The sequence below is a fragment of the Pseudomonas sp. FH4 genome (assembly GCF_000510915.2).
Lineage (GTDB): Bacteria > Pseudomonadota > Gammaproteobacteria > Pseudomonadales > Pseudomonadaceae > Aquipseudomonas > Aquipseudomonas brenneri.
The window spans coordinates 346640-371937 of record NZ_AOHN01000013.1 but is presented as its reverse complement, the minus strand read 5'-3'; the positions used below and the strand labels follow the sequence as shown (position 1 = coordinate 371937).

Sequence of the window (25298 nt, the reverse complement as noted above, 5' to 3'; positions counted from 1 at the left end):
GTCGTGACTCATCAATAACGCCCTCCCCAATTGTCCTTTTGTGTCCAGCGCACCTGGTGCTCAGCGCCGAAGGCGTGAACCCATTCGATCAACTCGCCGCACTGTTTCACGGTGAGCTTGCTGGTGCGCTCGTAGATGACGTCGAAGCCGTTGCCGTCTACCGCCGGTATCATCTGGGGCTGATCACCCGACTCACGCAGCCAGGCGGCCGTTAGCAGGCGTTTCCAGATCAGGACATCCCACTTCTTACCGGCGTGCTCTACCTGGGCGGCGATATCGGCCAGCGCCGCGTGCAGGGCCTTGTTCTGCTCCCCGCTGCGGTCAACTTCGGTGATGGCCAGCTTCTTGGGCCTGGCAAGGTCCAGGCCGGCGATGTAGCCCATGGCCTTGTTGCGGTCTGATTCGTTGCGGATCTGGAGACTGGTCATGGCTTCCTCCGGTCGTGAAAGTTGCCACCACGACGCTTGAACTGCGTGCTCACCTGCGAATCAGCAGCTCGCCCCGCGTCGCGCAGGCTCACGTCGGCGTTGTCTTGGTAGCCCTTCCAAACGACTTCGTCACCGTCCTTCCCAGAAAGAACCAATAGCACCGCGGTGGGCTCACTCTTCACGTCGTCGGCCTGAATCCACTTTGCAACGGTGCGCAGGTACTCGGCGATCTCGTTGCGTTTTGCCTGCTCTCCAGCGACACGCCTGTTGTGAAGGCTGCGCGAGGCTGGGAACTGATGAATTTCGGCTGTCATGACTGCTCTTCCTTGCCCATCGCCGACAGGATGTCGTGCAGATACCCTGTCGCCACACTTGGCTGCTTTACAGCGGCATCACAAAGCTTCTGCACGAAAGCGGTAGCGCTCTGCAGGCGTTCGGAATCCTTGCGCAGAGCCTCGTTCTCGGCCTTGAGCTGGTCGAGCTCGCTGGCAGCGTTAATCAACTTGGCTGCATTGCAGTCGCATTGGCCGCGCCATTCGCCAACGATGTCATGCACGTCACCGGTGTCGCCGCAGCTCCAGCAGGACGGCCCGTGCTTCCAAACCTCGAGCTCTTGCGAAAGATCACGTTCAGTGCTGCTCCGCAACGTCTTCAGCCGCTCGTTCTCGGCGATCAGGGCCAGCACACCATCGCGCGCCGCCACCATGAATTTCGCAAAGTCCACCTTGCATGACTCGACATACGTGGGCCCGTCGTATTGTTCGTCATCAATTTCGAAGGCTGGCCCGTATACGCAGTAGAAGCCGGTAGGGCCGCCGCCAAGCGATTCGCCTGATGGGCCATTGAAGAACGGTTCGGTGTTGCTGTCCCAATCCAGATCGACAGGGAAAGCCTCGGCCAGCCGCTTCAAATCGTTGTTATCGCTCATAGCCGCCGCACTCCCTTCTTAGCCAGCGCCTCACGCTCAGCACAAGGCGTGCAAAGCGTCACCCCCGGGATAGCCACACGACGACCCTCCGGTATCCCCTCGCAGCACTCCACGCACTCTGTGGCGCTGATTCCGGTGTAGCTAGGGATCTGGGCAAGGGCGTGCTCTACGGTCTGCTCGATTACTTCACCGGCAAAATCTGCAATATCGGCCATCAGAAGCCACCTCGCGGGTTGAATTCGTTCAAAAAGGATTTGGAGGATTTGCGCGGCGGTGGCGCTGAAGCTTCCTGCTGCTGTTCGCGCTGCCCGGCGTAGTTGACGAAGCGTGCAAACTCGCCCTGGTGCTGGAGAAGGCAGTGGCCTACCGATGCGTGGCGGTGTTTCACCACGTCGATTTCGGTAACACCGCTGCGCCCAAGGTCGGAATCAGCGTCACGGTGGGCAATCATGATGATGTCGGCGTCTTGCTCAATCTCGCCGGAGTCGCGCAGGTCGGACATTTGCGGCTTCTTGGTCGATCGGGTTTCAATGCTGCGGTTCAGCTGGGCCAGGACGATGATCGGGATGTTCAGTTCCTTGGCCATTGCCTTGATGCCACGGCTTATGGCGCCCAACTCCAGGTTTCGATTCTGCTGGCGGGATCCAGCCTCAGGCGCAATCAGGCCGATGTAGTCGATGACGATCAGTTCAAGCGGCTTTGCGCGGTGCTGAAAACGGGCGATGTTGCGAATCCGGCTCAGTGGCAGGCCGCCCTTCTGGCAGATACGCAGATCGGCAGAGTGCATACGGCTCACGGCGCCAGTGATGCGCGTGATCGACTCGCCATTGCCCATGGCCTGGCCGGTGTCAATGCTGCCAAGCGTTACCGCCGACGATGAAGCAAGGCTGCGCTTGGAAAGCTCCTTGGCCGACATTTCGAGCGAGAACACCAGGGCGGACTTTCCGTCGCGGATGGTCAACTGCTCGGCAATTCCAAGCCCAAGCGTGGTTTTGCCGGTACCAGGCCGCCCCGCGATGATGATTACGTGCGAACCGCGCAGCCCTTGGACCAGATCGTCCAGATCCTTCAGTCCAGTGGCGTGGCCGTTGATGCCCTCACCATTGAAACGAGCGTCCATTTCGTCAACGACCGGGCCCAACGCTTCGCGCAGGCTGATAACGTCCGGCTCGTCGTCTTCGCTGTTCAGCGCTAGAACGGCTTCCTGGGCGTCAGCGATGATCCCGGCCAGCGGGCGGGCATGACTCGCCATGTCGATAATTGATTGCCCAATGGCTGCAACCTGGCGGGCCTTGGAGCGCTCGACCACGATGCGGGCGTATTCAAGGCCGTTAGCTGCGCTTGGCACGCCGTTGTAGATCTCGGATGCCCGGATCATGGTCAGCTCGCCGCTGGAGAGCTCATGGCGAATGTCGGCAATTGAGACGGGATCTGCTGGACGACCTGCGGAGCGAGCAGCAAGGATCAGCGTGTAAATCTCGGCAACGTCTTGATCGTAGAAGTCGGTCGGGCTGACGATGGCGCCTACGGCCTCGATCAGGTCCGGCTTGATGAACAGCGAACCGACAACGCCATACTCCGCTTCCATCGCAACCAGTGGGCGGTCAGTGATCATAGGGCCTCCAACACTTTCAGGACCTTGTCCTGGCGGGTCAGAAACTCGATGTCAGCAGTCCAGCCACGGTCGTTCTCGCCGATCCAGTGCTTGTTGTTCAGGCAGTCGGTGAAGTAGGCAGTCCAGAACTCGCCGTTGCGGAACGGCTGGACACCGTTGATCTTCAGGTTCCAGCAGCCCTTGATCAGATTCTTGCGCTTGGGTGACAGGGTCAGGCACTTGGGCAGCAGATCTCCACACACGGTGTTGTAGATCTCGACGATCTTGCCGTATGGGATGCGTTCCGCTTTGGCCGGTTCTTGTTGATCAGGTTCTGGGGTGCCCTGCTGTTCCGCTCCAGATTCCAAATCCTCGGCGGTCGAAGCGACAGCGGCGACAACTGCGTCAGCAGTAAGATTTGTATTTATGTCTTTATTGTGTGGTAAGAACGCCACATTGGACGTGGTGGAAACGCCACACTGTGGCACTACTTTCTGTTTGTTCTGATGGGTGTTTTTCTTGTCGATTGCCCACTCATTGATCGGTGCAAAACCGATAGGGCTACGACTTCCTCCAACGCGGTATATGACACGCTGACGGATAAGCTCACAGATGGCGCGGGAAACGTCTTCACGATGGATGCCGGACATCTGAGCGATGTAGGAGGCAGCAATGCGGGCGTTCTCAAGGTTGTAGCCGGCAGTTTGACGATGAATAGCCAGAGCGACACGCAGCTCTCGGCCAGATAGGTCAGCCCCAATCAGGGCTTCATACAGGTCGTTGTCCATCCGGGTAAATCCCCCGGTATTGCGAAGTGGGATGACATTGCTCATACTGAATCCGTCCTGAAATACATATCACTCGGCCCGGTTGCCGCCGGACGAGACAAAGAAGCCCGCAAATGACTCACACAGTCTTTGCGGGCTTTTTTCTTGGCTACGTCGCTGTAAAGGCCACGAATCAAAGTCGCGGCCTGCATTGCTTCCTGCATATGGAATTCTTTGGTTCCTGCCAGCACCGGGCCTGACTCGCCCAGGGTCAACAAAACCCGGTCAATGACCTTGTTCACGCTTTCCGCTGGATGCGCCGATCTGCTGGCCATGATCATTCTTCCTGCAACTGATCAACGTGCTGGATCAGTTCCATGTAGCGCTTGGCTTGATGCAGAAGGGTCGCAATGTCCCGCTTGTCGAAGCACTGCATTTCCTTCGGAACCAACTTCAAATCAAGCACCGCCAGGATCTGGCAGAACTGCTCGAACTTCTCTGGCTTCATCCGACTGATCGTTGCCTCGTCGCAACCGACTGCAAGAGCCACAGGCGCATTGCCGACAGATGCAAGGTGCTGCATGAGAACGGCGTAGTTCTTGCGGGCCCTTACGGTCTGTTCTTGGCTTAATTGATTGGTCGACATGATCAGGCCGCCATCTCAGCCCAAGGGAAGGCCGGACATAGCGACTCCTTCTTGAACTTTCCACCAGTCAGGCGCTCGGCGCGCTTGGCGACGACAGGAGACATACCGTGCTTTCCACGAACCCAACCAGAGACAGTGCTCTGATCAACTTCCAGCTTTTCGGCGGTGATTTCTTGCGTTCCGAAGAAGGCAACGAGGTCCTTGAAAATAGTGTTCATGCTGCCCCTCCATATGTGAATACCCATATCGTAGATCATGGGCATACCACTTTGCAACAACATGGGCACACCAGTAATAATTTGGAGATGGAATATAAAGACCGAGTCAAGGCAGCGCGCAAGCACGCTCGCCTCACGCAAGCAGAGCTAGCCGCTCAGGTTGGGATCGACCAGGCGTCGATTTCAGACCTTGAGCGTGGGCGCTCACAAAGATCCTCCTACAATGCAAGCATTGCCCAGGTATGCGGAGTGTCGGCGATTTGGTTAGAGAAAGATGAAGGGGAAATGCTCGATGGATCGGGAACCGATGAAAACGGGTCTCCAAGCACGATTGATTACGCCTTGATCCCTCAGCTAACCGCTATCGGTGAAGGCGGGAATGGTCACTTAAATGATCATGTTGAAGTCAGTGGAGGCCTAGCCTTCAAGCGCGACTGGCTTTCGCGCATGGGAGCCAAGCCACAGAACCTCTATATTATCTATGCCGAAGGCGCGAGCATGGAGCCCTACATATTTGAGGGGGACGTGGTCCTGGTAGATCACTCATCTACGGAGCCGAAGGATAGAAGCGTTTACGCTATCAGGCGCCCAGATGGCGGAATAAGCATTAAACGGATGATCCGCCAGATGGCTGGCAACTGGCTGGTTCGCAGCGATAACGATGACAAGCGGAACTACCCGGATGAAATAGCGACCGAGGATTCCGTGCACGAAATGCCTATAGTCGGTCGCGTTATATGGCGCGGCGGCGGCATGAGCTAAACAGCCACAAATCCCCCAAGACCCGGCCATCGCGCCGGGTTTTTTATTGCCTTTAACCAGCCGTATCCAGGCCATTTTCCAGAATCATAAAAAATTATGTGTTTACCCATAGACATTAAATATGTGTTCGCCTATATTTACCCCATCGAGACGCCACGGCAACTCGCCAGGGCCTACCAAGGCCCGCCGCAACACAGGCAGCGATGCCAGGCAGACGCCGAACGCTCTTTACACAACCTGACGTGACCCAACGACGTACCGGCAACCCCGGTGGTGAGAAAGCTAAACCGTCGTCCATGCAGCCTCTGGTAGCTGCCGTACTCCCTCATGTGAGTACGCGAAACCACGCTTCCAAACCGGAACAGCATCGAACACGAAATGTGCGACGCCGGTGAGAGACGACTCGGAAGTGTTGCGTGGTGGAGACAACAGATTTCACTGGCAGGCCTTCGCAAGAGGGCCTGACGGGAAATCAACCGAGGGCAAGACGATGAGCGATTCGAAATTCCAAGTGCGCGACCTTCATAAGATCGACCCGGAAGGCGAGAACGAAGGTGTTCACGACATTTTGTTTACCGGCGCCGATGGCGTTGTTCGCTACTCGGACGATGTGTACGAAAACGCAGAAGAGGCGCAGAAAGCCATTGCAGCGCTCGAAGCTTCTGGGGAAATGCCTGTCTGGTGGGATGTTTTTACCCCGACCTGACCAACCAGCGCCACGTCAGCCTGACGATAACTGCCCGATCCTCTCTATGAGAGCGCATCGGAGTGGTCTCCACCTTTCACGACAGGCTTTAGATCGTTAAAGAACCTTCACCGAAAGCCTGAGACCACTCCGATGCGGACGAAAATGCGGCCTATAACCGCCCACCTGCATCACCGCAACAAGCAGATGAATGCCCGGGCTGACGGGCAAGTGTAAGACCTGAGGGATCGCGGGAATCGTGGCCGGTAGAGTGAGTAAGCGCCCAGATGGCCACGGCGAGTCCAAGAATAAGCGGCTGAAACCTTCGCCCCGGTGAAACCCCGGTGTCACTAAGGCCGCTAATAGTCGTGCCGGGATCAGCTCCGGCCTCTGCATCAACCCCGGGGCCAACTGCACATCCCGCCGGGAGGGAGCCGAAAGGTAGCAGCAGCCCGCACATGCGGATTAATTCAATAGGTGGCCACTGCCTTCCCAGTGAGCGAACAACGGGGGATACAGCCATGAAATAGCTCAGTGAAGTAGATACCCCGCGCCACGTAGGGAGGTCTATGTGTCGCACCGAAAGCCCGGGCAATGTTCGGGCTTTTTTACGCCCGCCTAACCGGGTGAACCAACGAATGGAGAGAGTCATGAGTGAGCAGTACGTCGTGATCAGCCTCAAGCACACCCATCGGCGGCACAAAGCAATCACCCTTTGGAGGCCAGATGACAAGGGCTACTGCTGGACCCTCGACAGAGCGGGTCGATACGAAGAGCCGCAAGTGCTTGAGCATCTTGGCTACTACAACAGTGGCTGCTCAAACATCGCCGTCCCGCTAGCACTGGTCCAGCGCTTGGCGCGCGAGGTCGAGTACGACACCAAAGAATTTGGCGACTGCCTTCCGAACAATGCCGCAACTTGGAAGCAGCTTATCGCCGCAGTGATCCGCAAGCCTGACTACCAGTCGAAGCCCGAATATCGCGGCGCTCGATATCCGAAAGCCGCCTAACCCCAAACACTGGAGGTCGCCATGAGCGATTGGATCAAGGTCGAAGACAGGCTACCGGACGAGCATCAGGACTGCTTGGTGTATTACCACCAGCCATCAATCAGCTTCCCGAACCTGCACTACATGACCGAGTCGTCGTTCTACAACGGACGATTTGAAATCCCGAAACAAGTCTCGCACTGGCAGCCACTCCCCGCGCCGCCCACCGAATAACGCCGCCTGGAGGCGACCATGACTTACGAAGTAATAGTTGAAGGGTACGTCCTCCAGGTGGAGGTGACGTCTTGCGAGGAAGCTCTGCCGTCCGAGTACCGGAATGGCAGCCGGGAACTGACGTTCAACGTGTTGTCAGGGACCATGTACGACGCCGACCGCATTCCGATGGACGTATGCCAGATGGAATTGGCCGTGATTGCCGAGAGCAAGGAGTACGTCCCGATGATCGAGAAGGAGCTGTGGTTCGAGATTGACGCCCGCAGGCTCAGGAAAGGGAGGTTGGCAGCATGAAAAGCTATCACCAGCGCGCCATTGAAATGATCCAGCAGCAGATCACGCAGATCTGCAAGTCATGCCGACCCGATGAAGACTTCTGCGAAGGCATGATCCAGGCGAATGTCGGACAAGGCCACATCAGTACCGAGGAATCGGTGGAGCTGATGCAGCTTCTGGTCAACGCCGTATCAGCTCGGCGCCGGGAACTACAGCAACAGAGCGCGGCCAAGCGGCTTGCAGACTACGAACTCCAATATGGGCGCGCACTATGACCATCATCGCCGGGTCATTCAAAGGTATCGCCGAGGCCCTGAGAAATCAGGGTTTCTTGTTTCTAGTAGACGTGAAATGGATCGAGCAGCCTTGCAAGTGTGCGGGCCGCTGGACTTGCAAGGTGGCGCCATGACCGATCAGGTTAACGTGGCCTTCTGGTCAATCAGCCTCGACGTTGAGTGCCCAAACCGCAAAACAAACTTTGACCTCGTAGAGTCTGATGATTTCAGAGAGAGCGGAATAAACCCGTTGGATCGCGCTCGCGGGTACGAAGCAGCATGCCCTCTTTGCAAGCATGAATTCCTCGTTGATTTGGAGTTCTAGCATGACTACCCGCCAGCAGCACAGGCGCCGAGCCATCCGCTGTGCCTTCTTCATCACCGGCCTGATCTTCTACGCCGTCCTGTTCCTGGGCCCCGCTATCGGCGGCCTGATAACCGAATAACCCCCAAACCTTCAATCGCTGCGAGCATCGCGGCAAGGAATCCCCATGTCCGCAGAAACCGATTTGGCAGTAGTACCTCCGAAAGAAACCGCGCTGACCGTATTCAGCACCGCCAATGGACTTGACCCATGGCTTCAGCAGGTCCGGGCAAAGGTCGATGAATTCAACAAGGTGCTGCCAGACCTGACAACCCGCAAGGGTCGTGAGGCTTATGCCTCGATGGCGCACCAGATCGCTAAATCGAAAACCGCGCTTGAGGCAGTAGGAAAAGAGATTTCAGCCAAGCAAAAGGAAATCCCCAAGCTGATCGACGCCGAGCGGAAGCGCGTATGGGACACGCTGGAGTTGTGGCAGAAGGAAGTTCGAAAGCCCCTGGACGACTGGCAGGCTGCTGAAGATGCGCGAGTAGCCAAGCACAATGATGGCATCCAGCAGATCAAAGATATGGCTCTGTTCGGCGAGGTGCCGCCTGCGTCCGTGGTTGCCCGCGTGATTACTGACCTTGAAGCCATTGCAATCGATGATAGCTGGGAAGAGTTTCTGGCCGAAGCTGCCCAGGTAAAGGATCAGGCGCTGGTTAGGCTGCGCGCCCTGCTTGCCGAGCGCACCCAGTATGAAGTCGAGCAAGCTGAACTGGTGCGCCTGCGTGCAGAGGCAGAGGCTCAGGCCCAGCGCGACCGCGATGCAGAGATTGCACGGGTAGCCACCGAACAAGCCCGACTTCAGGCAGAGCAGCAGGCCCAGGCCGAGCGCGAAGCTGCCGCACGGCGCGAACAGGAACTGCTGGACCAGGCCGCCGCCAATCAGCGGGCCGCTGCACAAGCAGCACTGGACGCAGAAGCAGCCGCCGAACGCCAGCGCCTACAACTCGAGCTGCAGGCCGAACAGTCCCGCGCAGCAGCGGCACAAGCCGAAACCAACCGAATCGCCGCTGAGCAGCGCACCGAACAAGAACGCATCGCCGCGGTGCGCCGCCAGGAAGAAGCTGTAGAACAGGCACGACTGGCGGAGATTGCCCGGCAAGCGGCGGAGGCTGAAGAAGCGCAGCGCCAGCAGAAGGCCCGCGAAGCAGACCAGGCTCACAAGGTGAAGATCATGGGCGCCGCCAAAGAGGCGCTGATGTCGATGAACATCACCGAGGAACTGTCCAAGGCCATTGTCCTGAAGATCGCACGCCGCGAAGTCCCCAACATCACCATCCACTTCTGAGGTAGCCAGCATGAGCGGCCAAATCATCGTTCCCGAACAGCGGCGCCAGGCTGTGGCACCGATATCCACGGACAACAGCATCATGGCCGTCATCAGCCGTGCTGCCGCCGATCCGACCTGCGACATCAACAAGCTTGAACGCCTTATGGAAATGCATGAGCGCATGCAGGCGCACAGTGCAAAGCAGCTGTACGACGAAGCATTGGCACAGATGCAGGAAGAAATGCCCGTAATCGGCGAGCGAGGCGGGATCAAGGATAAAAACGGACGCATCCAGAGCACCTATGCACTCTGGGAGGACGTAAACGAGATGATCAAGCCGGTGATGGCGAAACACGGGTTCGCCATCACCTTTCGCACGCCGCGCAACGAGCGAGGCATCGAGGTTGAGGGTGTTCTCAGTCACCGCGCCGGTCACCGTGAAGTGACCTCAATAGTCCTGCCTGTAGATGCCACTGGCAGCAAAAACGGCGTGCAGGCCGTGGCATCTAGTGTCAGCTACGGCAAGCGCTACACCGCCGGACTGCTGCTGAACATCACCACCACTGGCGAGGATGATGACGGCAACGGACCGGCGGCGCAGATCACACCTCGAGTTACTTCGGCTCAGGCTACACAGCTGGCGACACTACTTGAAAAGTGCAGCGACAAGGCCAAGGAGGCATTCAAGAAGATCCATTGCGCCCCAGCATCCGTGGAGAAAGCAGTGTTTGATCAGGTGCTGGGCATGCTCACCAAGTCGGCGTCACAGCATGCCGCCTCTCAGGAGAATACTGATGCAGATAATCACTGAGGTTGAACAGGGCTCACCTGAGTGGCTGGCCCTTCGCCTGGGCATCGTCACCTGTTCCGAGCTTGACTGTCTGCTGGTCAACGGCAAAGGCGAGTCAGGTTTCGGCGCCGGGGCATTCACGTACATGAACACCCTGATCGGCGAGCGAATTACCGGTGAAGCTGCCGACCCATTCCAGGGCAACCGCCACACCGAGCGCGGGCATGAGCTGGAAGGCGTGGCCCGCAAGCTGTACGAGCAGCGTGAGGAAGTCGAAACCAAGCAGGTCGCGATCATCCTCAACCACGGCGCCGGCTACTCGCCTGACTCACTGGTGGGCCCCAATGGTCTGACCGAGATCAAAACCAAGCTCCCTAAATTCCAGGTCGAAGTGATCCTGTCCGGCGATATCCCCAAGGAACACTTTGCCCAATGCCAGGGCGGCCTGTGGCTGTCAGAGCGCGAATGGATCGACTTCGTTTGCTACTGGCCAGGCATGCCGCTGTTCATCAAGCGCGCCTACCGGGATGAGGCGCTGATCCGCAAGCTGTCGGAGCGTGTCAGCACATTCTACGAACTCTTGGACGACCGGATGAATCGGGTCTTGGGGATAGCAGCATGATCAGCATCCTCCATAACGAAGTAGAGCGCCTGCGCCCTGCCCAGGAAGAACTTGCCGCCCAGGTCGCTGAGTTTGTGGCGGCCGGCGGGCGGATTGAGGAAGGCCCGGCCAGCGGCTACATCCCCAAGCCGATCACCTACAGCAACCAGATGCCGCCGGCGCCCAAGCCGTTTGTTCGGCGCCGGGTTGAGCCTGTATCGATGACGGAGCCCACCAATACCAAGCTTGAAGAAAAGATCGAGGCACGCAAACAACGCGTGGCAAAGGTGATGGAGTTGGCCACTCACCACACCCAGGGCGAAGTATCCAAGATGACCGGGATAGGTCGCCGAGCGCTTCTGAATATGTCGCTCGAATTCAAGTTCAAGTTCAAAACGTCACCTCGCGGCAGGCATGGCAATCCTGAACACATGAAAGCCCTTGCGGATCGAGACGCCAAACTGGCAGATCGAATCAAGGCGTTCATGGAAATAGGTATCAGCCGCCGCAGGGTCTGCGGGAAGCTTGGGATCAACACGAAGACCCTGGCCCGAGTTCTCAAAAATCACGCGATTGACTACCCAATGTCAAAGCCAGGCGGCGAACGATACGCCGCATAACCCACCCTACTCGCTGCATCCGGCATCCGGAGGGCGGCGCTTATCTGAGGTAACCGCATGAAAACCGAAATGATCACCCTGAAGCACGGTGACGCGTCTATCAAGATGCCCGCTTCCTCTCTGGCAAAACTGGCCATGGCCAGCGTTTTCGCTCAGGTGCTGCCGCCGGCGGCGAATGTTCAGCCTCTCGTATCGACCGTGGCACCTGCTGTCGGCGAGTACTGGCCCGGCCAAGGCGGCATCAACGCCGGCTACGTCGCTGCCCGTGGCGATATTCCTGCCCACTACCTGATCTTCGGCGACAAAGACCTCGGCGAATTCAAGTGGGGTCGCTATCAAGAAGAATCGGCAGCCACCAGCAAGTGGGACGGCAAGACCAACACTGACGCGCTGATCACTGCAGGTGGTCACCCAGCGGCCGAAGCGGCGCGGGCGCACAGCGCTGACGGTCATTCTGACTTCGACCTGCCAGCAGCCACCCAGCTGCATCAGGCTTGGGCACACGACTTGATCGCCAAGGGTGCCTACTGGTCGAGTTCGCAGCGCTCAGCCTACAACGCATTCGACATGGACTTCGATGGTGGCGATCAGGGCTACGACGTCAAGGACGGCGAGCTCCGTGTCCGCCCCGTCCGCAGATTCTTTATTTAATCCTTCATCCATTCGTTCTTGATCCGGCACACCAGGGCGCACAGCGCCTTTTTTGTTGCCTTCGAAAAGAGGAAGCACCATGTCCGCAGTTGAGAAAGCAGCACCAGCAGTAACCATCCCGGCAATCGGCCAGGCCTACGGCGGCGGCTTCGTCACCGGCGTTACCCGCGACCCGGCCACCGGCAAGCGCTCTCTTCACATCACCGCCGGCGCCGAACATGAACTGGTCGGCAAGTGGGGCGAGTACGGCGTTAAGATCGAAGGTGCCGACAGCTTAACCGACAGCCTGGCCAACACCCAGGCCATGGCGGCGGCGGGCAGCGAGCTTGCAGCGGAGGTGCTGGCCCTGGGTATTGGCGGTTACAACGATTGGGCGATCCCGGCGCGCGATGTGCAGGAGCTGCAGTACCGCCACTTCAAGCCGACCACCGAAGAGAACTGGGCGGGCTCGCGCAATGGCGACAACCCAAACAGCGAGCCTGTAGGCCTGCTGTACAGCGAAGAAGACCCGGTGCAGACCATCCACGCCGCGTTCCAGGAAGGCAGCACTGAAGCGTTCCGTGACACCTGGTACTGGTCATCCTCGCAGCGCTCAGCCTACGTCGCATTCCTCATGGGCTTCGTTGATGGCCGTCAGGGCTACCACGTCAAGGTCCTCGAGCTCCGTGTCCGCCCCGTCCGCAGCGTTCTGATCGAGGCATAAATCCATGGCGACACGTGAATCGCTGAAAGCCAGATCCGAGCGTGTTGGTGAATGCCTGATCTGGCGCGGAGGTCTGAACCCTGGCGGCTATGGCTACGTATGGCACGAAGGGAAAAATCGGGCGACTCATCGAGTTTCGTACGAGATGAATGTCGGCCCGATACCTGAAGGCCTTGAACTGCTCCACTCCTGCGATACGCCGTCCTGCATTGAACCATCCCACTTATCTCCAGGAACCCACGCGGAGAACATGAAGGAGATGTCGGACAGGAAGCGTTGCAATCGGCCGTCAGGCGAAATGCATTCGCTGGCAAAGCTTACAGAGGCGCAGGTTTCGTTGATTAGAAATCGCTACAAGCCTTACTGCCGAATCAACAGCAGTTGCGCCATCGCGAAAGAGCTTGGCGTATCGCAACGAACTGTTTGGGCGGTGATCAAGGGCATCACCTGGAAAGAGTCGCACTCGCCCGCGTCGTGCTGAAGCGCGGCAACAGCGTCAACGCGGCGCTGACCAAGACCTACCAGAAGAAATAACCACATCCCTTTTTATCGAATATCGCCCACCGCGAGGATTTCCCATGTCCGCACAACAGAAGAAACACCCCTTCGATTTCAAAACCCAATACGGACTCGGCTTCAACCCTCAGGACGATGAGATCGTTGTCGACTTCTTCTGCGGTGGCGGCGGTGCCGGGACTGGCCTGGAAATGGGCCTAGGCCGTACGGTGAACGTGGCGAAGAACCACAGCCCGCAAGCGATCAGCATGCACACCATGAATCACCCCGGCGCCCAGCATTTCACCACCGACGTGTTCGAGGGTGATCCCGATACTGAGTGCGGCGGCAAGGCGGTGGGCTGGTTCCATATGTCGCCCGACTGCACGCACCACTCCCAGGCAGCCGGCGGCCAGCCGCGCAAGCGCGAGATCCGCAACCTGTCGTGGATCGGCCTCAAGTGGGCGGGCATGAAGCGGCCACGAGTAATTAGCCTGGAGAACGTTAAGCAGATCCTGCAATGGGGTCGACTGATCGCCAAGCGCGACAAGGCAACCGGCCGCGTGGTGAAACTCGGCGGCGACGTTGCTGCACCTGGTGAAGTTGTGCCGGTGGGCCAGCAGTTCCTGATTCCTGACCCGAAGCAGCGCGGACGCACCTGGCGCCGTTTCGTAGCCCTGCTGGAAGGCATGGGCTACGTAGTTGAGTGGAAGGTGATCAGGGCCTGCGACTTCGGCGCGCCCACCAGCCGGGAACGCCTGTTCATGATTGCCCGGTGCGATGGGCAGCCGATCGTCTGGCCGGAGCCGACCCACGCCAAGAACCCATCCAAAGGCCAGCAGAAGTGGAAAACCGCCGCTGACTGCATCGACTTCAGCGACCTGGGCAAAAGCATTTTCGGTCGCAAGAAGGATCTGGCCCCGGCCACCCTGCGGCGCGTTGCCAAGGGTATGAAAAAGTTTGTCATCGACAGCGCGACGCCATTCATTGTGCCGATCGCCAATTGGTCAGGCGAAACGGTGCAGTCTGCCGACGAGCCCCTGCGCACCGTCACCGCCTATCCAAAGGGCGGCGCCTTTTCGGTGGTCAGCCCTGTGATTGCCCCAGCTACCCACCAGGGCAGCGACCGAATCAATGACCCGCTCGACCCGCTGCCGACGGTGACCTGCGCGAACCGCGAAGAACTGATCAGCCCTGTGATGGTTACCGCTGCCCATGGCGAAGGGAAGCCGGGGGGTGTTCAGCGCTGGGGAGACGGTTGTAAATCCTCTGCTGACCCGTTGGGCACCGTCACAGCAAGCGGAGGGCACTCGATCGCATCAGCACACCTGGTGAAGTTTCGATTCAACGACGCAGGCAAGGCGCTGGACGAGCCACTGCCGACAATCACCAGCGGCGGCAACTACCAACGCCCGGCCGGCGCAGCTCACGCCATTGGCATTTCAACGGTGTTTATGGCCCAGATGAATGGCGGCTTCAATACCACCGACGCCAAGAGCATCGAAGACCCAATGACCACGGTGACCAACACCGGCAGCCAGCAACAGCTGGTGGCGGCGAACCTGGTGCACCTGCGGGGCAACTGCGATGCGCGCGACGTGAACGACCCACTTCACACCATCAGCGCTGGCGGCCAGCACCACGGGCTGGCCAGCGCATTCATGGAGCGGGCATTCGGTGGCAGCGTGGGCCAGGGCCTGGAAGAGCCGGCGCCGACCATCACCGCCGGTGGCGGTGGTAAGAGCTCGTTGGTGTCGCTCACCCTATCGCCAGAGCATGAAGCGGGCGCCCTACGGGTTGCCGCATTCCTGATCAGCTACTACGGTACCGAGAACATCAGCGCATGCGACTCGCCGGCGCCGACGATAACCACCAAGGACCGTCTCGCCATGGTCACCGTGATGGTAAAAGGCACGCCCTATGTGATCGTCGACATCTGCCTGCGGATGCTGAAGCCGGCCGAGCTGTACAAGGCCCAGGGCTTCCCCGCCGACTACATCATCAGCCACGGCGCCGACGGCAAGCCGTTCACCAAAACCCAGCAGGTGCACATGTGCGGTAACAGCGTAAGCCCACCGCCGATGGCAGCGCTGGCACGGGCCAACGATCCTTGGCGCGCCGAAGACCGTCAAGCCCGAGCAGCGTAATTCACCCCAGCGGAATGGCCGAGACCCAATAGGCCAACCAGCTGAGGCAGCGAAAAATCAGTTCGATCAGGACTTGGTACATCAGGTCTGCAATGAGTTGTTTCATGTGGAACCCCAGCTTTTGGCAAGTAGGGATCCATCGTGCGGCACGCATTCAAGACCGTGGTGTGGTCTCGCTGTTTTGAAATCCCCCACTCCACCGCCCGGGCATGGCCCGGCAAGGACTCCCCATGCCTACCCATCAAGACGAAACCCTGCAGCAGCGATACGCCAGAGAGAATCATGATTACCTAAAGCTCTGCGGCAGCATGACTGCCGAGCAAGTGGCTGACCTTCAGTTGCAGCTGAACAACTCGCTCGCCCGCGAGCAAGCCCTGCAACGGCGCCTGACCGCAGCGGATGAGCGGGCAGATGTGCTGGAGGGGTTGGTCGGCGAGGTGCTGGATGCTGTAGGGCGTGAGCCGCTGGACTTAGACGCTGTTCTGAGGTTACGCGCCCGAATGCGCGCCGCACTCAAGCCAGCACAGGAGAAGCCAGAGTGAGAAAGCTCCTGTTCGGCGTGGCCATCAATGATGCCGACTATACGGTTCGCGTTAAGCAAACAGTTGGCTACGTTGATGGGAAGCAAAAGCAAAAGACTGTTTGGATGTGCCCTTTCTACGCAGCTTGGTGCGACATGCTTAGGCGCTGCTACAGCGAGAGCCTGAAGTCGGATTACCCCACGTATAGGGATGCATCGGTCTGCGAGGAATGGTTGAGGCTATCAACCTTCAAGGCATGGATGGAAGCTCAGGAATGGGAGGGTCGACAGCTCGACAAAGACCTGATCTTACTGGGGAATAAATTGTACAGCCCGGCAACATGTGTCTTTGTCAGTCGGCAAGTGAACATGTTTATGACTGAGCGCCAATCCCATAAGAGCGAGCGGCCAATAGGCGTGAGGCGATACAAAAACTCAGACAGATACCAGGCGCGCTGCAAGAGCCTTGGCCGTGGCTCAGTCCACTTGGGCATGTTCGATAGCCTTGAAAGCGCTCACAAAGCCTACTGGGAATACAAGTGCAGGCTTGCAGAGGAGCTTGCATCAGCACAAACGAATCCGGCTATAGCCGCTGCTCTTCGACGGCGTTACGACCCCGAGAAGCTTGAGGCCAATCAATGACCCAACTCCCCGCCTACTGCTGGTGCCTGCTGGCACTGGCACAACTGATGGAAATTTGAATCCATGAAAACACACTTCTTTGCAGGGCCCGGGGGAGACGATATCGAGCGGGCGCCGTGCGGTACTTGGCTAGGTGAGAGCTCAGGGCTTTCTGAAATGTGGGAGAAGGTGGATTGCCGCCGCTGCCAAGCCGTGAAAGCGCAAATCATTGAATCGGCCGCGACTGAAGAGCGCGCCATTGTCGAGCAGATGGGCGACATGGCGGCATTCATGCGGGCGGAAGACGGAAAGCAAGAGGTGACGCCATGATCGCCCCCCTCTGGTTCGCCTACGTCTTCATCTACTAAGGGGCCCTAGCAATGAATACCTATAGACACACCTTCGCAGCCGTCTGCCCTTCCGACGGCGAAACGATCCTCTACCGGCTGGAATTGCGCTCATGCGCCATGATTCGCGTCGAGCACATCAAGGCGACGACAGCGCTGATCACCAAAGGCTGGCATGAACAGATTGCCGACAGCCTGGCGGAATCTTTGGGCGGCGATCAAACCATCATCGCCACGCACCAGGGTGTTGAAATCGAAACAGTGAGGCTGAGCGGATGATTGCTTACCACGGCACACCAGTCGGTGGCACTCGCCAGGATGGCGCCCGGTTCCTTGCCGGCCGGCATGCTTTGGTGCCGTTCCCGCGCCAGGACGACATGGGCATTGTTGCCGATGTCTGCCAGTCGTTCGTGTTCGACAACGGCGCGTTTTCGGTCTGGAAGAAAGGCGGCAATCTGGATGTTGATGGCTACACCGCCTGGGTTCAGCAATGGCACAGGCATCCTGGCTTCGACTGGGCACTGATTCCGGATGTCATTGATGGCGACGAGGCGGCCAACGACGCGCTTCTGGAGGCCTGGCCCAGAGAGTTACGCGGAGTGCCGGTCTGGCACCTGCACGAGTCGCTGGAGAGGCTGCAGCGCCTCGCCGCCGGTTGGCCGACAGTGGCTATCGGCAGTTCTGGACAATGGGCACATCCGGGGACAGCGGCCTGGTGGAAGCGGATGGGTTCAGCGATGGATGCAATCTGCGACGACCAAGGCCGACCAGCATGCCGCCTCCACGGCCTTCGGATGCTAGACCCTGCAATATTTCAAAGTCTGCCCTTCGCTTCAGCCGACAGCACCAACGCCGCGGTGAACGGCGGGAGTATCAGCCGGTTCGGCATGTATGCCCCACCAACTGCCGGCCAACGCGCCAACGTCATCGCCGACCGCATCGAGTCGCACAACAGTTCCCCGATCTGGCAGCGAGAAACCCAGGCAGAAATGGCGCTGTAACCCCAATCCCCCTACATGCCTGCCGGTGAGCGGCGGGCGAGGTATTCCTGCATGTTCGAAATAATCAAAGCCTGGTTTTCCCGCAATGTTTTCAGGGCCAATCCATGGCAAGACAAGTTCGTGATCCTCAATTTCATCGACCTCTACTACAAGGGCCAGCGTGACAGCATATTCGGAATCGCCATCGACTCCGGCGACAACGGCGACTACCCAGGAAACAAGCTGATCATCCATGTCTGGAAGTATTCAGCCTGGATCAAAATTCCCAACATCATCAAGCCTTGGGCGCAGAAGCAAACATTCACTACATTGAGCCCGGAAGCTACAGCGCGACGACTTGAACAGTTCGGGCATCTCGACTACTTCGAGTATCACGCTCGCAAGTACGGGTTCCGCCTGCAAACACGAGGAATCCACACGAATTTCGGGCCTAGCACAATGGACTCGCAATCCGAAAAGTCTCGGTACTTCTCATTCCCTTGGCGCGAATTCGATCTGGTCCTGAATGCGCTGTGTGACGCAAACGGCGTTGAGCATATCGAGAAGAGCAAAGGTGTTCGCCTTGGCTACAAGGAAGCTCAGGCCATCAAAGACACAATGCCCCGCTATGTGTTTTTGCTTAAGGACTATGACGGCCAGGAAATACGAGCCTATTGCCATATGGAGAAGCGCGTGTACCGCATCGGTACCGGCTGGGTGAAAAAGTACTTCGGTGCGCTGCGCCCTACGCGAACTTTCGTTGAGCTGGATATCGCCTTTGATGGCGAGACAGGCCCAGAAAAGGGGTCGTGGAAAGGCGGGACCATCGGTACCGGCAGCCGCGCGGAGAAAGGCGACAAGCACGACGCCCAGTACCTGATTGAGAAGTACTGCGCCGGAACGCATCGCGCCAAAGGCTCCCACTACCAGATGACCTTTATCCGTCGCGAGCCTGATGCTCCATACACCAACGAGACTTACCGGAAGGCTTCGGCTGAACGCCGCGGCGAAGCTTACGTGCCGATCGCATAACTCTCCCCCACCTTCTGCCGCCCAGCGCGGCAAGGACACCCCCTATGTCTCAGATCGAAATATGGGAAGGACAACGGTTCGCCGCGCAGATGATTGAGCAGGCATCCCACCTACCCAAGTGCATGTTTGATGGTTGCGGGCCGGTTGAGACGATGGTGCGCAACCTTGAGGTGGCATCTCAGGTTCGGCCCGTTGATTACGCCAAGGGAATGCGCCAGGTGATCGAGGTAGTACGCCATGGCCATTGCTGAGCTGCACGGCCAGAAGATCAACCCATTCGAGCAGGGCTTCCTGGCCTTCATCAAAGGCTTAGGCCCCAAAGACAACCCATTCGACGGGGATAAATCACCCGTCTCTAAGCATCGCTGGGCAGCCGGCTGGAACAAAGCACAGCGTGAAGCTGGGAGGAAGGCATGACGGATTACGCAGAGTTGAAGCTCATGGCGCAGCATGCGTCGGGGTTCTCTGACATGAGTTTGGCGCCGGATGTAGTTCTTGAGTTGATCGCAGAGAACGAGGCGTTGCGTGAAGCCAACGATAAGTTTTCTCGGCGAAATGGAATGCTCGAGGAGAACGTGAAAACCCTAACTGATACGCACGTTCTGTACACCTGGCTGCGCAAGAAGTGCGACCAACCAAGCAACGATGTGGTGGCCGTGAACATGAATATCGGCCATGACTGGGTGCCGGTTCATGACCTTGACCGCGATCTGTGGGCGATGATCAACCGGGAGGAGCCATGACCACCCACCGAATCAAAGACAACGCCGGCCGATGGCACCGCGTGTCGAAGTCAACCGCCAAGTCAGGGAGCTACGTCAGCTTCTACCGTGGCGAGCCAAGCCGGCTTTGGATGCCGGGTCAATTCAAGGCTGTGGAGGTGGCGAGATGAGCGATAAGGCGAAAGAAGAGTTTGAGGCTTGGCATTCCGAGCAAGTGGCCTACCTTTTTGAGCACAGAGAGTCGACCGCTGCAAGTGTTTGGGCCAGCTTCAAGTCATTGCTCGAGATTACTTGGAAGGCCTCCCGCGCCAACACCGCGCCGCAGCCCATCTTCGACGAGGCAAATGAGCGTCAACTGTTTGAAGACTCAATGATTACAGATTCGGAAGAGGCTGGATTCGGAGAGCCAGATCTGTATCGGGACTCTGGCGGGTGTTATCGCCAGCCATATCACCAGGCGGCATGGGGCGGCTGGATCGCCTGCGCCCAGTCCCGCGCCAAAGCTGGGGAGGATGAATGATGAGCACTGAGAAAATGCGCGATACGTACGAGGCCTGGGCGTCGTCAGTCCTGCTCCAGGGAAAGGTAGCTCAAGAGTTCATCAAAGTAATGCGCGAGGGCGACACCTACAGCTTGACCGGATACAGCGCCGAAACTTCCAGGAAATACTTGGTCGGCGTTATCTCTGCAGGCTGGATGTCGTGGCAGGCATCCCGCGCAGCCATTGAGGTGGAGCTGCCTGAGCGCCGCGAGATTGGTCCGAACTATCCATATCTGAGCGATCTGGATATTGAGTGGAACGCCTGCCTCGACGAAGTAACCCGCCTCAACACCAAGTAACCCCTCCCCCTTCAATCAATCCACCCGGCAACGGCGTGGCGAGGATTTCCTATGGCCAACACAAAGCTGGCGCCGGTCCTAGAGACCGCACCGCGCTTCATCCGCGCATCGGCAGCGCCCGCATATCTCGGCATGTGCCGAGAGGTATTTAAGAACACCGTCCGTCCTCATGTCCGCGAATTCCCCATCGGGAAACAGGGCGTAGCCTTCGACCGTCACGAACTGGACCAGTGGGCAGACGCCTACGTCGATGCCATGGCGATTGAAAAACAGACCGATCAGGACAACAATCCGCCCCGCAGTGGGCGCCAAGGAGCAAAACAATGGCGCGAAAAACAATGTCGGGCCTCTACGAGAGGAACGGGATTTGGCACATCGACAAAGTCGTCAGAGGTTGCCGACTTCAAGAAAGCACTGGAGCAAGCGAGAGGGAAGAAGCCGAGCAGTACCTGATTCATAGACTGGAAAAGCTCAGGCAGGAAAAGGTTTACGGAGTGCGGCAGGTGAGAACCTGGCGTGAGGCGGCCACCAGGTTCCTGGTTGAGTTCAAGGATCAGGCATCAATCGGTCTGTCCGCCTCGCACATTGAGCAGTTGGACCCGTACATTGGGGATCTACCAATCACCCACATAGATGACGGAACCCTGGCCGCATTCAAGCGAGACCGGCAGAAGTCGACGACAAGCGAAACAGGGAAGGTAAAGCCAGGAGTATCGAACCGGACTGTCAACATCGCGTTACAGCGTATTGTTCGGATCTTGAACCTGTGCCACAGGAAGTGGCGAGACGCAGAGAAGCGGCCGTGGCTGGATAGCGTGCCGATGATCTCAATGCTGGAGGAGTCGAAGTCGAGCAGGAAGCCCTACCCGATGTCCTGGGCGGAGCAGTCGATGCTGTTCTCGGAGATTCCGGATCACCTGTTGAGGATGTCACTCTACAAGGTGAACACCGGGTGCAGGGAACAGGAAGTCTGCAAGCTTCAGTGGGATTGGGAGATTAGGGTTCCGGAATTGGGAGCGAGCGTATTCCTGATCCCTGCTGATTTTGGCGGGAGAAATGAAAAGTCAGGCGTGAAGAACGGCGACGAGAGACTGGTGGTGCTGAACAAGGTGGCGATGTCGGTCATTGATGGGCAGCGCGGCCTTAACTCAAAGTACGTCTTCCCCTATGGGCAGCCGGACGAGCGTGGTCCTACCCCGATGCATCGGATGAATGACACAGCATGGAAGAAGGCCAGGGTGAGAGCCGCGGCGAAATGGGAGCTGGAGCATAAGTCGCCGGCACACCCTGGGTTCAGGTCAATCCGGGTTCACGACCTCAAGCACACCTTTGGGAGAAGGCTACGTGCAGCAGGGGTGACACTGGAAGATCGGAAGGCGCTCTTGGGGCACAAGAATGGAAGCGTTACCAGCCACTATTCTACCGCAGAGCTTGAGCAGTTGATCACGGAGGCAAACAAAGTGTCAGCGACTGATTCGCGCGGACCGGCACTGACAATCTTGAGGAGGAAAACGGGATGAACCCCCGCAAAAGTCCCTACGCATGAAAAAGCCCAACTCGCTAAAGTTGGGCTAAGTCATTGAAAAATATGGTCGGGACGGAGTGATTCGAACACTCGACCCCTAGCACCCCATGCTAGTGCGCTACCGGACTGCGCTACGCCCCGACTAGGCGTGAAACTGGGTTCGCTTCGTAACGAAGCGATCAGGAATATACCGCAAGCATTTGAAATGTGGAAGTATTTTAAAGGCTTGTTTCACTTCTTCAAAACCACCAGTACATCTTCCAGTTCACAGATCATCTGGCGGATCAGTTGCTTGTATTGGGTGGTGTCGTCTTTGGCTTCATCACCGGACATACGCTGGCGTGCGCCGCTGATGGTGAACCCCTGGTCGTACAGCAACGCGCGGATCTGTCGGATCATCAGCACATCCTGGCGCTGATAATACCGACGGTTCCCGGTGCGTTTGACGGGGTTGAGTTGAGGAAACTCCTGCTCCCAATAGCGCAGTACGTGCGGTTTTACCGCACACAGCTCGCTGACTTCACCAATGGTGAAGTAGCGTTTGCCTGGGATGACGGGTAGCTCGTCGTTATGACTTGGTTCCAGCATAAGCCTCAACTCGGGCCTTCAACTTCTGCCCTGGACGAAAGGTGACCACACGGCGAGCCGTGATCGGGATTTCTTCTCCCGTTTTCGGATTGCGGCCAGGCCGCTGGCGTTTGTCCCGCAGGTCAAAATTGCCGAAACCGGACAATTTGACCTGTTCGTTGTCTTCCAGAGCGTGCCTGATTTCTTCAAAAAACAACTCGACCAATTCCTTGGCCTCGCGCTTGTTCAGACCCAACTCTTCGTACAGACGTTCCGCCATCTCAGCTTTCGTCAAAGCCCCCATACGTCACTTCCTTAACGTGGCGTTCAACCTTTGTTCGAGCGAGGTGAGGATATTTTGCGTCGTGGTATTCACCTCATCGTCATTAAGAGTGCGCGATGGATGCTGCCAGGTCAAGCCAACTGCAAGGCTTTTTCTATGCGGATCAATGCCTTTACCCTGATAAACGTCAAATAGCCTGAGGTCTGTCAGCCATTCGCCCGCATTTTCACGGATTACTTCCAGCACAGCGCTGGCCGCTACATCACGATCCGCCACCAGGGCCAGGTCACGACGCACTTCCGGAAAGCGCGACAGTTCGCTGAATTTAGGCATCTTGCCCGCAGCGACTTCAGCCAATACCAGTTCAAAGACGAAGACCGGACGATCAAGGCCGAGGGTTTTCGACAGTTCAGGGTGGATAGCACCCACAAAACCGACCAGGCGACCTTCACGCTCGATGCGCGCAGTCTGGCCTGGATGCAGCGCCGGATGGCTACCCGGAACAAACGCGAAGGCATCCAGCGCGCCGGCAAAGCCCAGCACCGCTTCCACGTCGGCCTTGACGTCAAAGAAGTCCACTGGATCGCGGCCCTGTGCCCAGCCTTCCGGCAGACGGCTGCCGCAGACCACACCGGCCAGCATCGGCTCTTGCTTCAGGCCGTCCAGTTGGCCAACAAAGCGCAGGCCGCTTTCGAACATGCGTACGCGGTCCTGCTGGCGATTGAGGTTGTGGGAAAGCGCTTTCACCAGACCTGGCCACAGGGACGAACGCATGGCCGCCATGTCATTGGAGATCGGGTTGGCCAACAGCAACGGCTCGACGCCCGGGTTGAACAATTCGAACTGTTTGGGATCGATGAAGCTGTAGGTCACCGCTTCCTGATAACCACGAGCGACCAGCAGGCGACGCAGCTCCGGCAGATGCGCACGGGCCTCGGTCTTTGGCTGAGGGGCCAGGCGCGCTTGCGGATAACGAACCGGCAGGCGGTTGTAGCCATACAGGCGTGCCAGCTCTTCGATCAGGTCGACTTCAAGGCTGATATCGAAGCGATGGCTTGGCACTTCTACACGCCACTGCCCTGCCCCATCAGCGCTGATGCCCAGGCCAAGCCCGGTCAACAGGCGAACAATTTCCGCTTCTTCAATCACCAGGCCTAGCATTTGCTCAACGCGCTGGGCGCGCAGCGTCACCGGTGCAATCGACGGCAAGTGCTGCTCGCTGACGGTCTCGGTGATCGGGCCGGCTTCACCGCCAGTAATTTCCAGCAGCAGGCCAGTGGCGCGCTCCATGGCTTCACGGGCCAGTTGCCAGTCCACGCCACGCTCGTAGCGGTGCGAGGCATCGGTGTGTAGGCCGTAAGAACGAGCCTTGCCTGCCACGGCGATCTGGTCGAAGAAAGCGCTTTCCAGGAATACGTCACGGGTCGTCGCGGATACGCCACTGTGCTCACCGCCCATCACACCGGCAATGGCCAGGGCGCGGGAGTGGTCAGCGATCACCAGGGTATCGCTGCGCAGGGTGACTTCCTGGCCATCAAGCAAGACCAGCTTTTCGCCTTCCTCGGCCATACGCACGCGAATCCCACCGTTGATCTCGGCAAGGTCGAAGGCGTGCAGCGGCTGACCCAACTCCAGCATCACATAGTTGGTGATGTCGACGGCGGCATCGATGCTGCGTACGTCGGCGCGACGCAGGCGCTCGACCATCCACAGAGGGGTCGGCTTGGACAGGTCGACATTACGGATCACACGCCCCAGGTAGCGCGGGCACGCGCTTGGCGCCAGCACTTCGATGGAGCGCACTTCATCGTGCACCGCAAGCACAGCGGCAACCACTGGACGCGTGACCGGGGCGTTGTACAACGCACCCACTTCACGGGCCAGGCCTGCCAGGGACAGGCAGTCGCCACGGTTCGGGGTCAGGTCGACTTCGATGCTGGCGTCTTCCAGATCCAAGTAGACACGAATGTCCTGGCCCACTGGAGCGTCGGCCGGCAGTTCCATCAAGCCATCATTGCCTTCACCAACCTGCAACTCCGCCTGGGAGCACAGCATGCCGTTGGACTCGACACCGCGCAGCTTGGCTTTCTTGATCTTGAAATCACCGGGCAGTTCGGCACCGATCATCGCGAACGGAATCTTCAGGCCCGGGCGCACATTTGGCGCTCCGCATACGACCTGGAAGGTTTGCGCGCCATTACTGACCTGGCACACACGCAGCTTGTCGGCGTCCGGGTGCTGCTCGGTGCTCAGCACCTCGCCCACGACCACACCACTGAAAACACCGGCGGCCGGCGTAACGCTATCGACCTCAAGACCGGCCATCGACAGACGAGCAACCAGCTCATCGCGATTTACCTGCGGGCTTACCCAGCCACGCAGCCATTGTTCACTGAATTTCATCCTGCTCTCCTA

The 25298-nt window shown here is 58.3% G+C and carries 39 protein-coding genes and 1 tRNA gene; 27 read left to right on the top strand and 13 right to left on the bottom strand.

All coding sequences use genetic code 11. The annotated features are described in order from the left end of the window. Positions 1–11: 11 nt before the first annotated feature. Genes H097_RS10495 through H097_RS10455 form a run of 9 tightly spaced genes read right to left on the bottom strand, consistent with a single transcriptional unit; the run spans position 12 to position 4581 of the window. Positions 12–428 carry a recombination protein NinB gene (locus tag H097_RS10495; RefSeq protein ID WP_032859589.1) on the bottom strand — a complete coding sequence of 139 codons (417 nt, stop codon included), beginning with the start codon at positions 426–428 and terminating at the stop codon, positions 12–14. After that, a complete protein-coding gene (locus H097_RS10490) occupies positions 425–742 on the bottom strand; it encodes a hypothetical protein (protein WP_032859588.1) in 318 nt (105 codons plus the stop codon). The genes H097_RS10495 and H097_RS10490 overlap by 4 nt, the downstream gene beginning before the upstream one ends. Further along, positions 739–1356, bottom strand: a complete 618-nt coding sequence (locus H097_RS10485; RefSeq protein WP_032859586.1) for a hypothetical protein — start codon at positions 1354–1356, stop codon at positions 739–741. The genes H097_RS10490 and H097_RS10485 overlap by 4 nt, the downstream gene beginning before the upstream one ends. Next, positions 1353–1571 (bottom strand): TraR/DksA C4-type zinc finger protein, encoded by a 219-nt coding sequence (locus tag H097_RS10480; RefSeq protein WP_032859584.1) that lies wholly within the window; start codon positions 1569–1571, stop codon positions 1353–1355. Before H097_RS10480 ends, H097_RS10485 begins: the two co-directional genes overlap by 4 nt. Further along, positions 1571–2971: a DnaB-like helicase C-terminal domain-containing protein gene (locus tag H097_RS10475; protein WP_032859583.1), complete on the bottom strand. Its 1401-nt coding sequence runs from the start codon at positions 2969–2971 to the stop codon at positions 1571–1573. Before H097_RS10475 ends, H097_RS10480 begins: the two co-directional genes overlap by 1 nt. Further along, positions 2968–3783: a replication protein gene (locus tag H097_RS10470; RefSeq protein ID WP_032859582.1), complete on the bottom strand. Its 816-nt coding sequence runs from the start codon at positions 3781–3783 to the stop codon at positions 2968–2970. The genes H097_RS10475 and H097_RS10470 overlap by 4 nt, the downstream gene beginning before the upstream one ends. Next, complete coding sequence (locus H097_RS10465) at positions 3780–4052, bottom strand: hypothetical protein (protein ID WP_050593329.1); 273 nt, start codon at positions 4050–4052, stop codon at positions 3780–3782. The genes H097_RS10470 and H097_RS10465 overlap by 4 nt, the downstream gene beginning before the upstream one ends. Before the next feature lie 2 nt (positions 4053–4054). After that, positions 4055–4363, bottom strand: coding sequence for a CII family transcriptional regulator (locus H097_RS10460; protein ID WP_032859580.1), 309 nt, complete (start codon positions 4361–4363; stop codon positions 4055–4057). Positions 4364–4365: 2 nt separating this feature from the next. Continuing rightward, on the bottom strand, positions 4366–4581 hold the full coding sequence (locus tag H097_RS10455; protein WP_032859696.1) for a YdaS family helix-turn-helix protein: 216 nt from the start codon (positions 4579–4581) through the stop codon (positions 4366–4368). Between the two features lie 87 nt (positions 4582–4668). Here H097_RS10455 and H097_RS10450 point away from each other — a divergent pair, with 87 nt between their 5' ends. From H097_RS10450 to H097_RS10325, 27 genes are all read left to right on the top strand, one after another. Beyond that, positions 4669–5343, top strand: a complete 675-nt coding sequence (locus tag H097_RS10450; protein WP_032859578.1) for a S24 family peptidase — start codon at positions 4669–4671, stop codon at positions 5341–5343. 490 nt (positions 5344–5833) lie between these two features. Next, the gene (locus tag H097_RS10445) at positions 5834–6049 is read left to right on the top strand and encodes a hypothetical protein (protein WP_032859576.1); all 216 of its coding nucleotides are present in this window, start codon (positions 5834–5836) and stop codon (positions 6047–6049) included. A gap of 629 nt (positions 6050–6678) precedes the next feature. Next, positions 6679–7038, top strand: a complete 360-nt coding sequence (locus tag H097_RS10440; RefSeq protein WP_032859575.1) for a hypothetical protein — start codon at positions 6679–6681, stop codon at positions 7036–7038. Between the two features lie 21 nt (positions 7039–7059). Further along, positions 7060–7251: a DUF551 domain-containing protein gene (locus tag H097_RS10435; protein ID WP_032859572.1), complete on the top strand. Its 192-nt coding sequence runs from the start codon at positions 7060–7062 to the stop codon at positions 7249–7251. A gap of 18 nt (positions 7252–7269) precedes the next feature. Next, complete coding sequence (locus H097_RS10430; RefSeq protein ID WP_032859570.1) at positions 7270–7545, top strand: hypothetical protein; 276 nt, start codon at positions 7270–7272, stop codon at positions 7543–7545. After that, positions 7542–7802 carry a hypothetical protein gene (locus tag H097_RS10425; protein WP_032859569.1) on the top strand — a complete coding sequence of 87 codons (261 nt, stop codon included), beginning with the start codon at positions 7542–7544 and terminating at the stop codon, positions 7800–7802. The genes H097_RS10430 and H097_RS10425 overlap by 4 nt, the downstream gene beginning before the upstream one ends. Positions 7803–8293: 491 nt before the next feature. After that, positions 8294–9457 (top strand): hypothetical protein, encoded by a 1164-nt coding sequence (locus H097_RS10420; protein WP_032859567.1) that lies wholly within the window; start codon positions 8294–8296, stop codon positions 9455–9457. A 10-nt stretch (positions 9458–9467) separates the two neighbouring features. After that, the gene (locus tag H097_RS10415) at positions 9468–10250 is read left to right on the top strand and encodes an ERF family protein (protein ID WP_032859565.1); all 783 of its coding nucleotides are present in this window, start codon (positions 9468–9470) and stop codon (positions 10248–10250) included. Then, positions 10234–10851 carry a lambda exonuclease family protein gene (locus tag H097_RS10410; protein WP_032859563.1) on the top strand — a complete coding sequence of 206 codons (618 nt, stop codon included), beginning with the start codon at positions 10234–10236 and terminating at the stop codon, positions 10849–10851. The genes H097_RS10415 and H097_RS10410 overlap by 17 nt, the downstream gene beginning before the upstream one ends. Beyond that, positions 10848–11450, top strand: a complete 603-nt coding sequence (locus tag H097_RS10405; RefSeq protein ID WP_032859562.1) for a hypothetical protein — start codon at positions 10848–10850, stop codon at positions 11448–11450. The genes H097_RS10410 and H097_RS10405 overlap by 4 nt, the downstream gene beginning before the upstream one ends. Before the next feature lie 57 nt (positions 11451–11507). Then, positions 11508–12101, top strand: coding sequence for a DUF1566 domain-containing protein (locus tag H097_RS10400; RefSeq protein WP_032859560.1), 594 nt, complete (start codon positions 11508–11510; stop codon positions 12099–12101). Between the two features lie 79 nt (positions 12102–12180). After that, complete coding sequence (locus tag H097_RS10395) at positions 12181–12804, top strand: DUF1566 domain-containing protein (protein ID WP_032859558.1); 624 nt, start codon at positions 12181–12183, stop codon at positions 12802–12804. A gap of 4 nt (positions 12805–12808) precedes the next feature. Further along, a complete protein-coding gene (locus H097_RS28405; RefSeq protein ID WP_082445555.1) occupies positions 12809–13285 on the top strand; it encodes an HNH endonuclease signature motif containing protein in 477 nt (158 codons plus the stop codon). Between the two features lie 97 nt (positions 13286–13382). Next, positions 13383–15446, top strand: coding sequence for a DNA cytosine methyltransferase (locus tag H097_RS10390; protein ID WP_032859557.1), 2064 nt, complete (start codon positions 13383–13385; stop codon positions 15444–15446). A gap of 230 nt (positions 15447–15676) precedes the next feature. After that, a complete protein-coding gene (locus H097_RS10385; RefSeq protein WP_032859556.1) occupies positions 15677–15988 on the top strand; it encodes a hypothetical protein in 312 nt (103 codons plus the stop codon). Then, positions 15985–16608: an AP2 domain-containing protein gene (locus tag H097_RS10380; RefSeq protein ID WP_050593328.1), complete on the top strand. Its 624-nt coding sequence runs from the start codon at positions 15985–15987 to the stop codon at positions 16606–16608. Before H097_RS10385 ends, H097_RS10380 begins: the two co-directional genes overlap by 4 nt. A gap of 63 nt (positions 16609–16671) precedes the next feature. Continuing rightward, the gene (locus H097_RS10375; protein WP_032859554.1) at positions 16672–16917 is read left to right on the top strand and encodes a hypothetical protein; all 246 of its coding nucleotides are present in this window, start codon (positions 16672–16674) and stop codon (positions 16915–16917) included. A gap of 50 nt (positions 16918–16967) precedes the next feature. Beyond that, complete coding sequence (locus H097_RS10370; protein ID WP_032859553.1) at positions 16968–17213, top strand: hypothetical protein; 246 nt, start codon at positions 16968–16970, stop codon at positions 17211–17213. Beyond that, on the top strand, positions 17210–17935 hold the full coding sequence (locus H097_RS10365; RefSeq protein WP_032859552.1) for a hypothetical protein: 726 nt from the start codon (positions 17210–17212) through the stop codon (positions 17933–17935). Before H097_RS10370 ends, H097_RS10365 begins: the two co-directional genes overlap by 4 nt. A 51-nt stretch (positions 17936–17986) precedes the next feature. Beyond that, on the top strand, positions 17987–18946 hold the full coding sequence (locus tag H097_RS10360; protein WP_050593327.1) for a hypothetical protein: 960 nt from the start codon (positions 17987–17989) through the stop codon (positions 18944–18946). A gap of 44 nt (positions 18947–18990) precedes the next feature. Next, positions 18991–19197, top strand: coding sequence for a hypothetical protein (locus H097_RS10355; RefSeq protein WP_032859550.1), 207 nt, complete (start codon positions 18991–18993; stop codon positions 19195–19197). Next, positions 19184–19363: a hypothetical protein gene (locus tag H097_RS10350; protein WP_032859548.1), complete on the top strand. Its 180-nt coding sequence runs from the start codon at positions 19184–19186 to the stop codon at positions 19361–19363. The genes H097_RS10355 and H097_RS10350 overlap by 14 nt, the downstream gene beginning before the upstream one ends. Beyond that, positions 19360–19689: a hypothetical protein gene (locus H097_RS10345; RefSeq protein WP_032859546.1), complete on the top strand. Its 330-nt coding sequence runs from the start codon at positions 19360–19362 to the stop codon at positions 19687–19689. The genes H097_RS10350 and H097_RS10345 overlap by 4 nt, the downstream gene beginning before the upstream one ends. Before the next feature lie 145 nt (positions 19690–19834). Further along, on the top strand, positions 19835–20188 hold the full coding sequence (locus H097_RS10340; protein ID WP_032859545.1) for a hypothetical protein: 354 nt from the start codon (positions 19835–19837) through the stop codon (positions 20186–20188). Continuing rightward, positions 20188–20508: a hypothetical protein gene (locus H097_RS10335; protein WP_032859544.1), complete on the top strand. Its 321-nt coding sequence runs from the start codon at positions 20188–20190 to the stop codon at positions 20506–20508. Before H097_RS10340 ends, H097_RS10335 begins: the two co-directional genes overlap by 1 nt. 51 nt (positions 20509–20559) lie before the next feature. Next, positions 20560–20961 carry a hypothetical protein gene (locus H097_RS28700; RefSeq protein ID WP_241495421.1) on the top strand — a complete coding sequence of 134 codons (402 nt, stop codon included), beginning with the start codon at positions 20560–20562 and terminating at the stop codon, positions 20959–20961. After that, positions 20847–22028, top strand: coding sequence for a tyrosine-type recombinase/integrase (locus tag H097_RS10325; RefSeq protein ID WP_241495420.1), 1182 nt, complete (start codon positions 20847–20849; stop codon positions 22026–22028). The genes H097_RS28700 and H097_RS10325 overlap by 115 nt, the downstream gene beginning before the upstream one ends. A 69-nt stretch (positions 22029–22097) precedes the next feature. On the opposite strand, the gene H097_RS10320 is transcribed toward H097_RS10325, so the two are convergent. From H097_RS10320 to pheT, 4 genes are all read right to left on the bottom strand, one after another. Continuing rightward, positions 22098–22174, bottom strand: a tRNA-Pro gene (locus tag H097_RS10320). Positions 22175–22264: 90 nt separating this feature from the next. After that, positions 22265–22621 carry a MerR family transcriptional regulator gene (locus H097_RS10315; RefSeq protein ID WP_032859540.1) on the bottom strand — a complete coding sequence of 119 codons (357 nt, stop codon included), beginning with the start codon at positions 22619–22621 and terminating at the stop codon, positions 22265–22267. Next, complete coding sequence (ihfA, locus tag H097_RS10310) at positions 22602–22904, bottom strand: integration host factor subunit alpha (protein WP_002553164.1); 303 nt, start codon at positions 22902–22904, stop codon at positions 22602–22604. Before ihfA ends, H097_RS10315 begins: the two co-directional genes overlap by 20 nt. A gap of 3 nt (positions 22905–22907) precedes the next feature. Continuing rightward, positions 22908–25286, bottom strand: a complete 2379-nt coding sequence (gene pheT, locus H097_RS10305) for a phenylalanine--tRNA ligase subunit beta (protein ID WP_032859538.1) — start codon at positions 25284–25286, stop codon at positions 22908–22910. Positions 25287–25298: the final 12 nt, after the last annotated feature.

What these genes read in the sequence shown, in the direction of transcription:
- H097_RS10495 (WP_032859589.1), bottom strand. Translation starts at nt 428, where the DNA reads ATGACCAGTCTCCAGATCCGCAACGAATCAGACCGCAACAAGGCCATG.
- H097_RS10490 (WP_032859588.1), bottom strand. Translation starts at nt 742, where the DNA reads ATGACAGCCGAAATTCATCAGTTCCCAGCCTCGCGCAGCCTTCACAAC.
- H097_RS10485 (WP_032859586.1), bottom strand. Translation starts at nt 1,356, where the DNA reads ATGAGCGATAACAACGATTTGAAGCGGCTGGCCGAGGCTTTCCCTGTC.
- H097_RS10480 (WP_032859584.1), bottom strand. Translation starts at nt 1,571, where the DNA reads ATGGCCGATATTGCAGATTTTGCCGGTGAAGTAATCGAGCAGACCGTA.
- H097_RS10475 (WP_032859583.1), bottom strand. Translation starts at nt 2,971, where the DNA reads ATGATCACTGACCGCCCACTGGTTGCGATGGAAGCGGAGTATGGCGTT.
- H097_RS10470 (WP_032859582.1), bottom strand. Translation starts at nt 3,783, where the DNA reads ATGAGCAATGTCATCCCACTTCGCAATACCGGGGGATTTACCCGGATG.
- H097_RS10465 (WP_050593329.1), bottom strand. Translation starts at nt 4,052, where the DNA reads ATGGCCAGCAGATCGGCGCATCCAGCGGAAAGCGTGAACAAGGTCATT.
- H097_RS10460 (WP_032859580.1), bottom strand. Translation starts at nt 4,363, where the DNA reads ATGTCGACCAATCAATTAAGCCAAGAACAGACCGTAAGGGCCCGCAAG.
- H097_RS10455 (WP_032859696.1), bottom strand. Translation starts at nt 4,581, where the DNA reads ATGAACACTATTTTCAAGGACCTCGTTGCCTTCTTCGGAACGCAAGAA.
- H097_RS10450 (WP_032859578.1), top strand. Translation starts at nt 4,669, where the DNA reads ATGGAATATAAAGACCGAGTCAAGGCAGCGCGCAAGCACGCTCGCCTC.
- H097_RS10445 (WP_032859576.1), top strand. Translation starts at nt 5,834, where the DNA reads ATGAGCGATTCGAAATTCCAAGTGCGCGACCTTCATAAGATCGACCCG.
- H097_RS10440 (WP_032859575.1), top strand. Translation starts at nt 6,679, where the DNA reads ATGAGTGAGCAGTACGTCGTGATCAGCCTCAAGCACACCCATCGGCGG.
- H097_RS10435 (WP_032859572.1), top strand. Translation starts at nt 7,060, where the DNA reads ATGAGCGATTGGATCAAGGTCGAAGACAGGCTACCGGACGAGCATCAG.
- H097_RS10430 (WP_032859570.1), top strand. Translation starts at nt 7,270, where the DNA reads ATGACTTACGAAGTAATAGTTGAAGGGTACGTCCTCCAGGTGGAGGTG.
- H097_RS10425 (WP_032859569.1), top strand. Translation starts at nt 7,542, where the DNA reads ATGAAAAGCTATCACCAGCGCGCCATTGAAATGATCCAGCAGCAGATC.
- H097_RS10420 (WP_032859567.1), top strand. Translation starts at nt 8,294, where the DNA reads ATGTCCGCAGAAACCGATTTGGCAGTAGTACCTCCGAAAGAAACCGCG.
- H097_RS10415 (WP_032859565.1), top strand. Translation starts at nt 9,468, where the DNA reads ATGAGCGGCCAAATCATCGTTCCCGAACAGCGGCGCCAGGCTGTGGCA.
- H097_RS10410 (WP_032859563.1), top strand. Translation starts at nt 10,234, where the DNA reads ATGCAGATAATCACTGAGGTTGAACAGGGCTCACCTGAGTGGCTGGCC.
- H097_RS10405 (WP_032859562.1), top strand. Translation starts at nt 10,848, where the DNA reads ATGATCAGCATCCTCCATAACGAAGTAGAGCGCCTGCGCCCTGCCCAG.
- H097_RS10400 (WP_032859560.1), top strand. Translation starts at nt 11,508, where the DNA reads ATGAAAACCGAAATGATCACCCTGAAGCACGGTGACGCGTCTATCAAG.
- H097_RS10395 (WP_032859558.1), top strand. Translation starts at nt 12,181, where the DNA reads ATGTCCGCAGTTGAGAAAGCAGCACCAGCAGTAACCATCCCGGCAATC.
- H097_RS28405 (WP_082445555.1), top strand. Translation starts at nt 12,809, where the DNA reads ATGGCGACACGTGAATCGCTGAAAGCCAGATCCGAGCGTGTTGGTGAA.
- H097_RS10390 (WP_032859557.1), top strand. Translation starts at nt 13,383, where the DNA reads ATGTCCGCACAACAGAAGAAACACCCCTTCGATTTCAAAACCCAATAC.
- H097_RS10385 (WP_032859556.1), top strand. Translation starts at nt 15,677, where the DNA reads ATGCCTACCCATCAAGACGAAACCCTGCAGCAGCGATACGCCAGAGAG.
- H097_RS10375 (WP_032859554.1), top strand. Translation starts at nt 16,672, where the DNA reads ATGAAAACACACTTCTTTGCAGGGCCCGGGGGAGACGATATCGAGCGG.
- H097_RS10370 (WP_032859553.1), top strand. Translation starts at nt 16,968, where the DNA reads ATGAATACCTATAGACACACCTTCGCAGCCGTCTGCCCTTCCGACGGC.
- H097_RS10365 (WP_032859552.1), top strand. Translation starts at nt 17,210, where the DNA reads ATGATTGCTTACCACGGCACACCAGTCGGTGGCACTCGCCAGGATGGC.
- H097_RS10360 (WP_050593327.1), top strand. Translation starts at nt 17,987, where the DNA reads ATGTTCGAAATAATCAAAGCCTGGTTTTCCCGCAATGTTTTCAGGGCC.
- H097_RS10355 (WP_032859550.1), top strand. Translation starts at nt 18,991, where the DNA reads ATGTCTCAGATCGAAATATGGGAAGGACAACGGTTCGCCGCGCAGATG.
- H097_RS10350 (WP_032859548.1), top strand. Translation starts at nt 19,184, where the DNA reads ATGGCCATTGCTGAGCTGCACGGCCAGAAGATCAACCCATTCGAGCAG.
- H097_RS10345 (WP_032859546.1), top strand. Translation starts at nt 19,360, where the DNA reads ATGACGGATTACGCAGAGTTGAAGCTCATGGCGCAGCATGCGTCGGGG.
- H097_RS10340 (WP_032859545.1), top strand. Translation starts at nt 19,835, where the DNA reads ATGAGCGATAAGGCGAAAGAAGAGTTTGAGGCTTGGCATTCCGAGCAA.
- H097_RS10335 (WP_032859544.1), top strand. Translation starts at nt 20,188, where the DNA reads ATGAGCACTGAGAAAATGCGCGATACGTACGAGGCCTGGGCGTCGTCA.
- H097_RS28700 (WP_241495421.1), top strand. Translation starts at nt 20,560, where the DNA reads ATGGCCAACACAAAGCTGGCGCCGGTCCTAGAGACCGCACCGCGCTTC.
- H097_RS10325 (WP_241495420.1), top strand. Translation starts at nt 20,847, where the DNA reads ATGTCGGGCCTCTACGAGAGGAACGGGATTTGGCACATCGACAAAGTC.
- H097_RS10315 (WP_032859540.1), bottom strand. Translation starts at nt 22,621, where the DNA reads ATGCTGGAACCAAGTCATAACGACGAGCTACCCGTCATCCCAGGCAAA.
- ihfA (WP_002553164.1), bottom strand. Translation starts at nt 22,904, where the DNA reads ATGGGGGCTTTGACGAAAGCTGAGATGGCGGAACGTCTGTACGAAGAG.
- pheT (WP_032859538.1), bottom strand. Translation starts at nt 25,286, where the DNA reads ATGAAATTCAGTGAACAATGGCTGCGTGGCTGGGTAAGCCCGCAGGTA.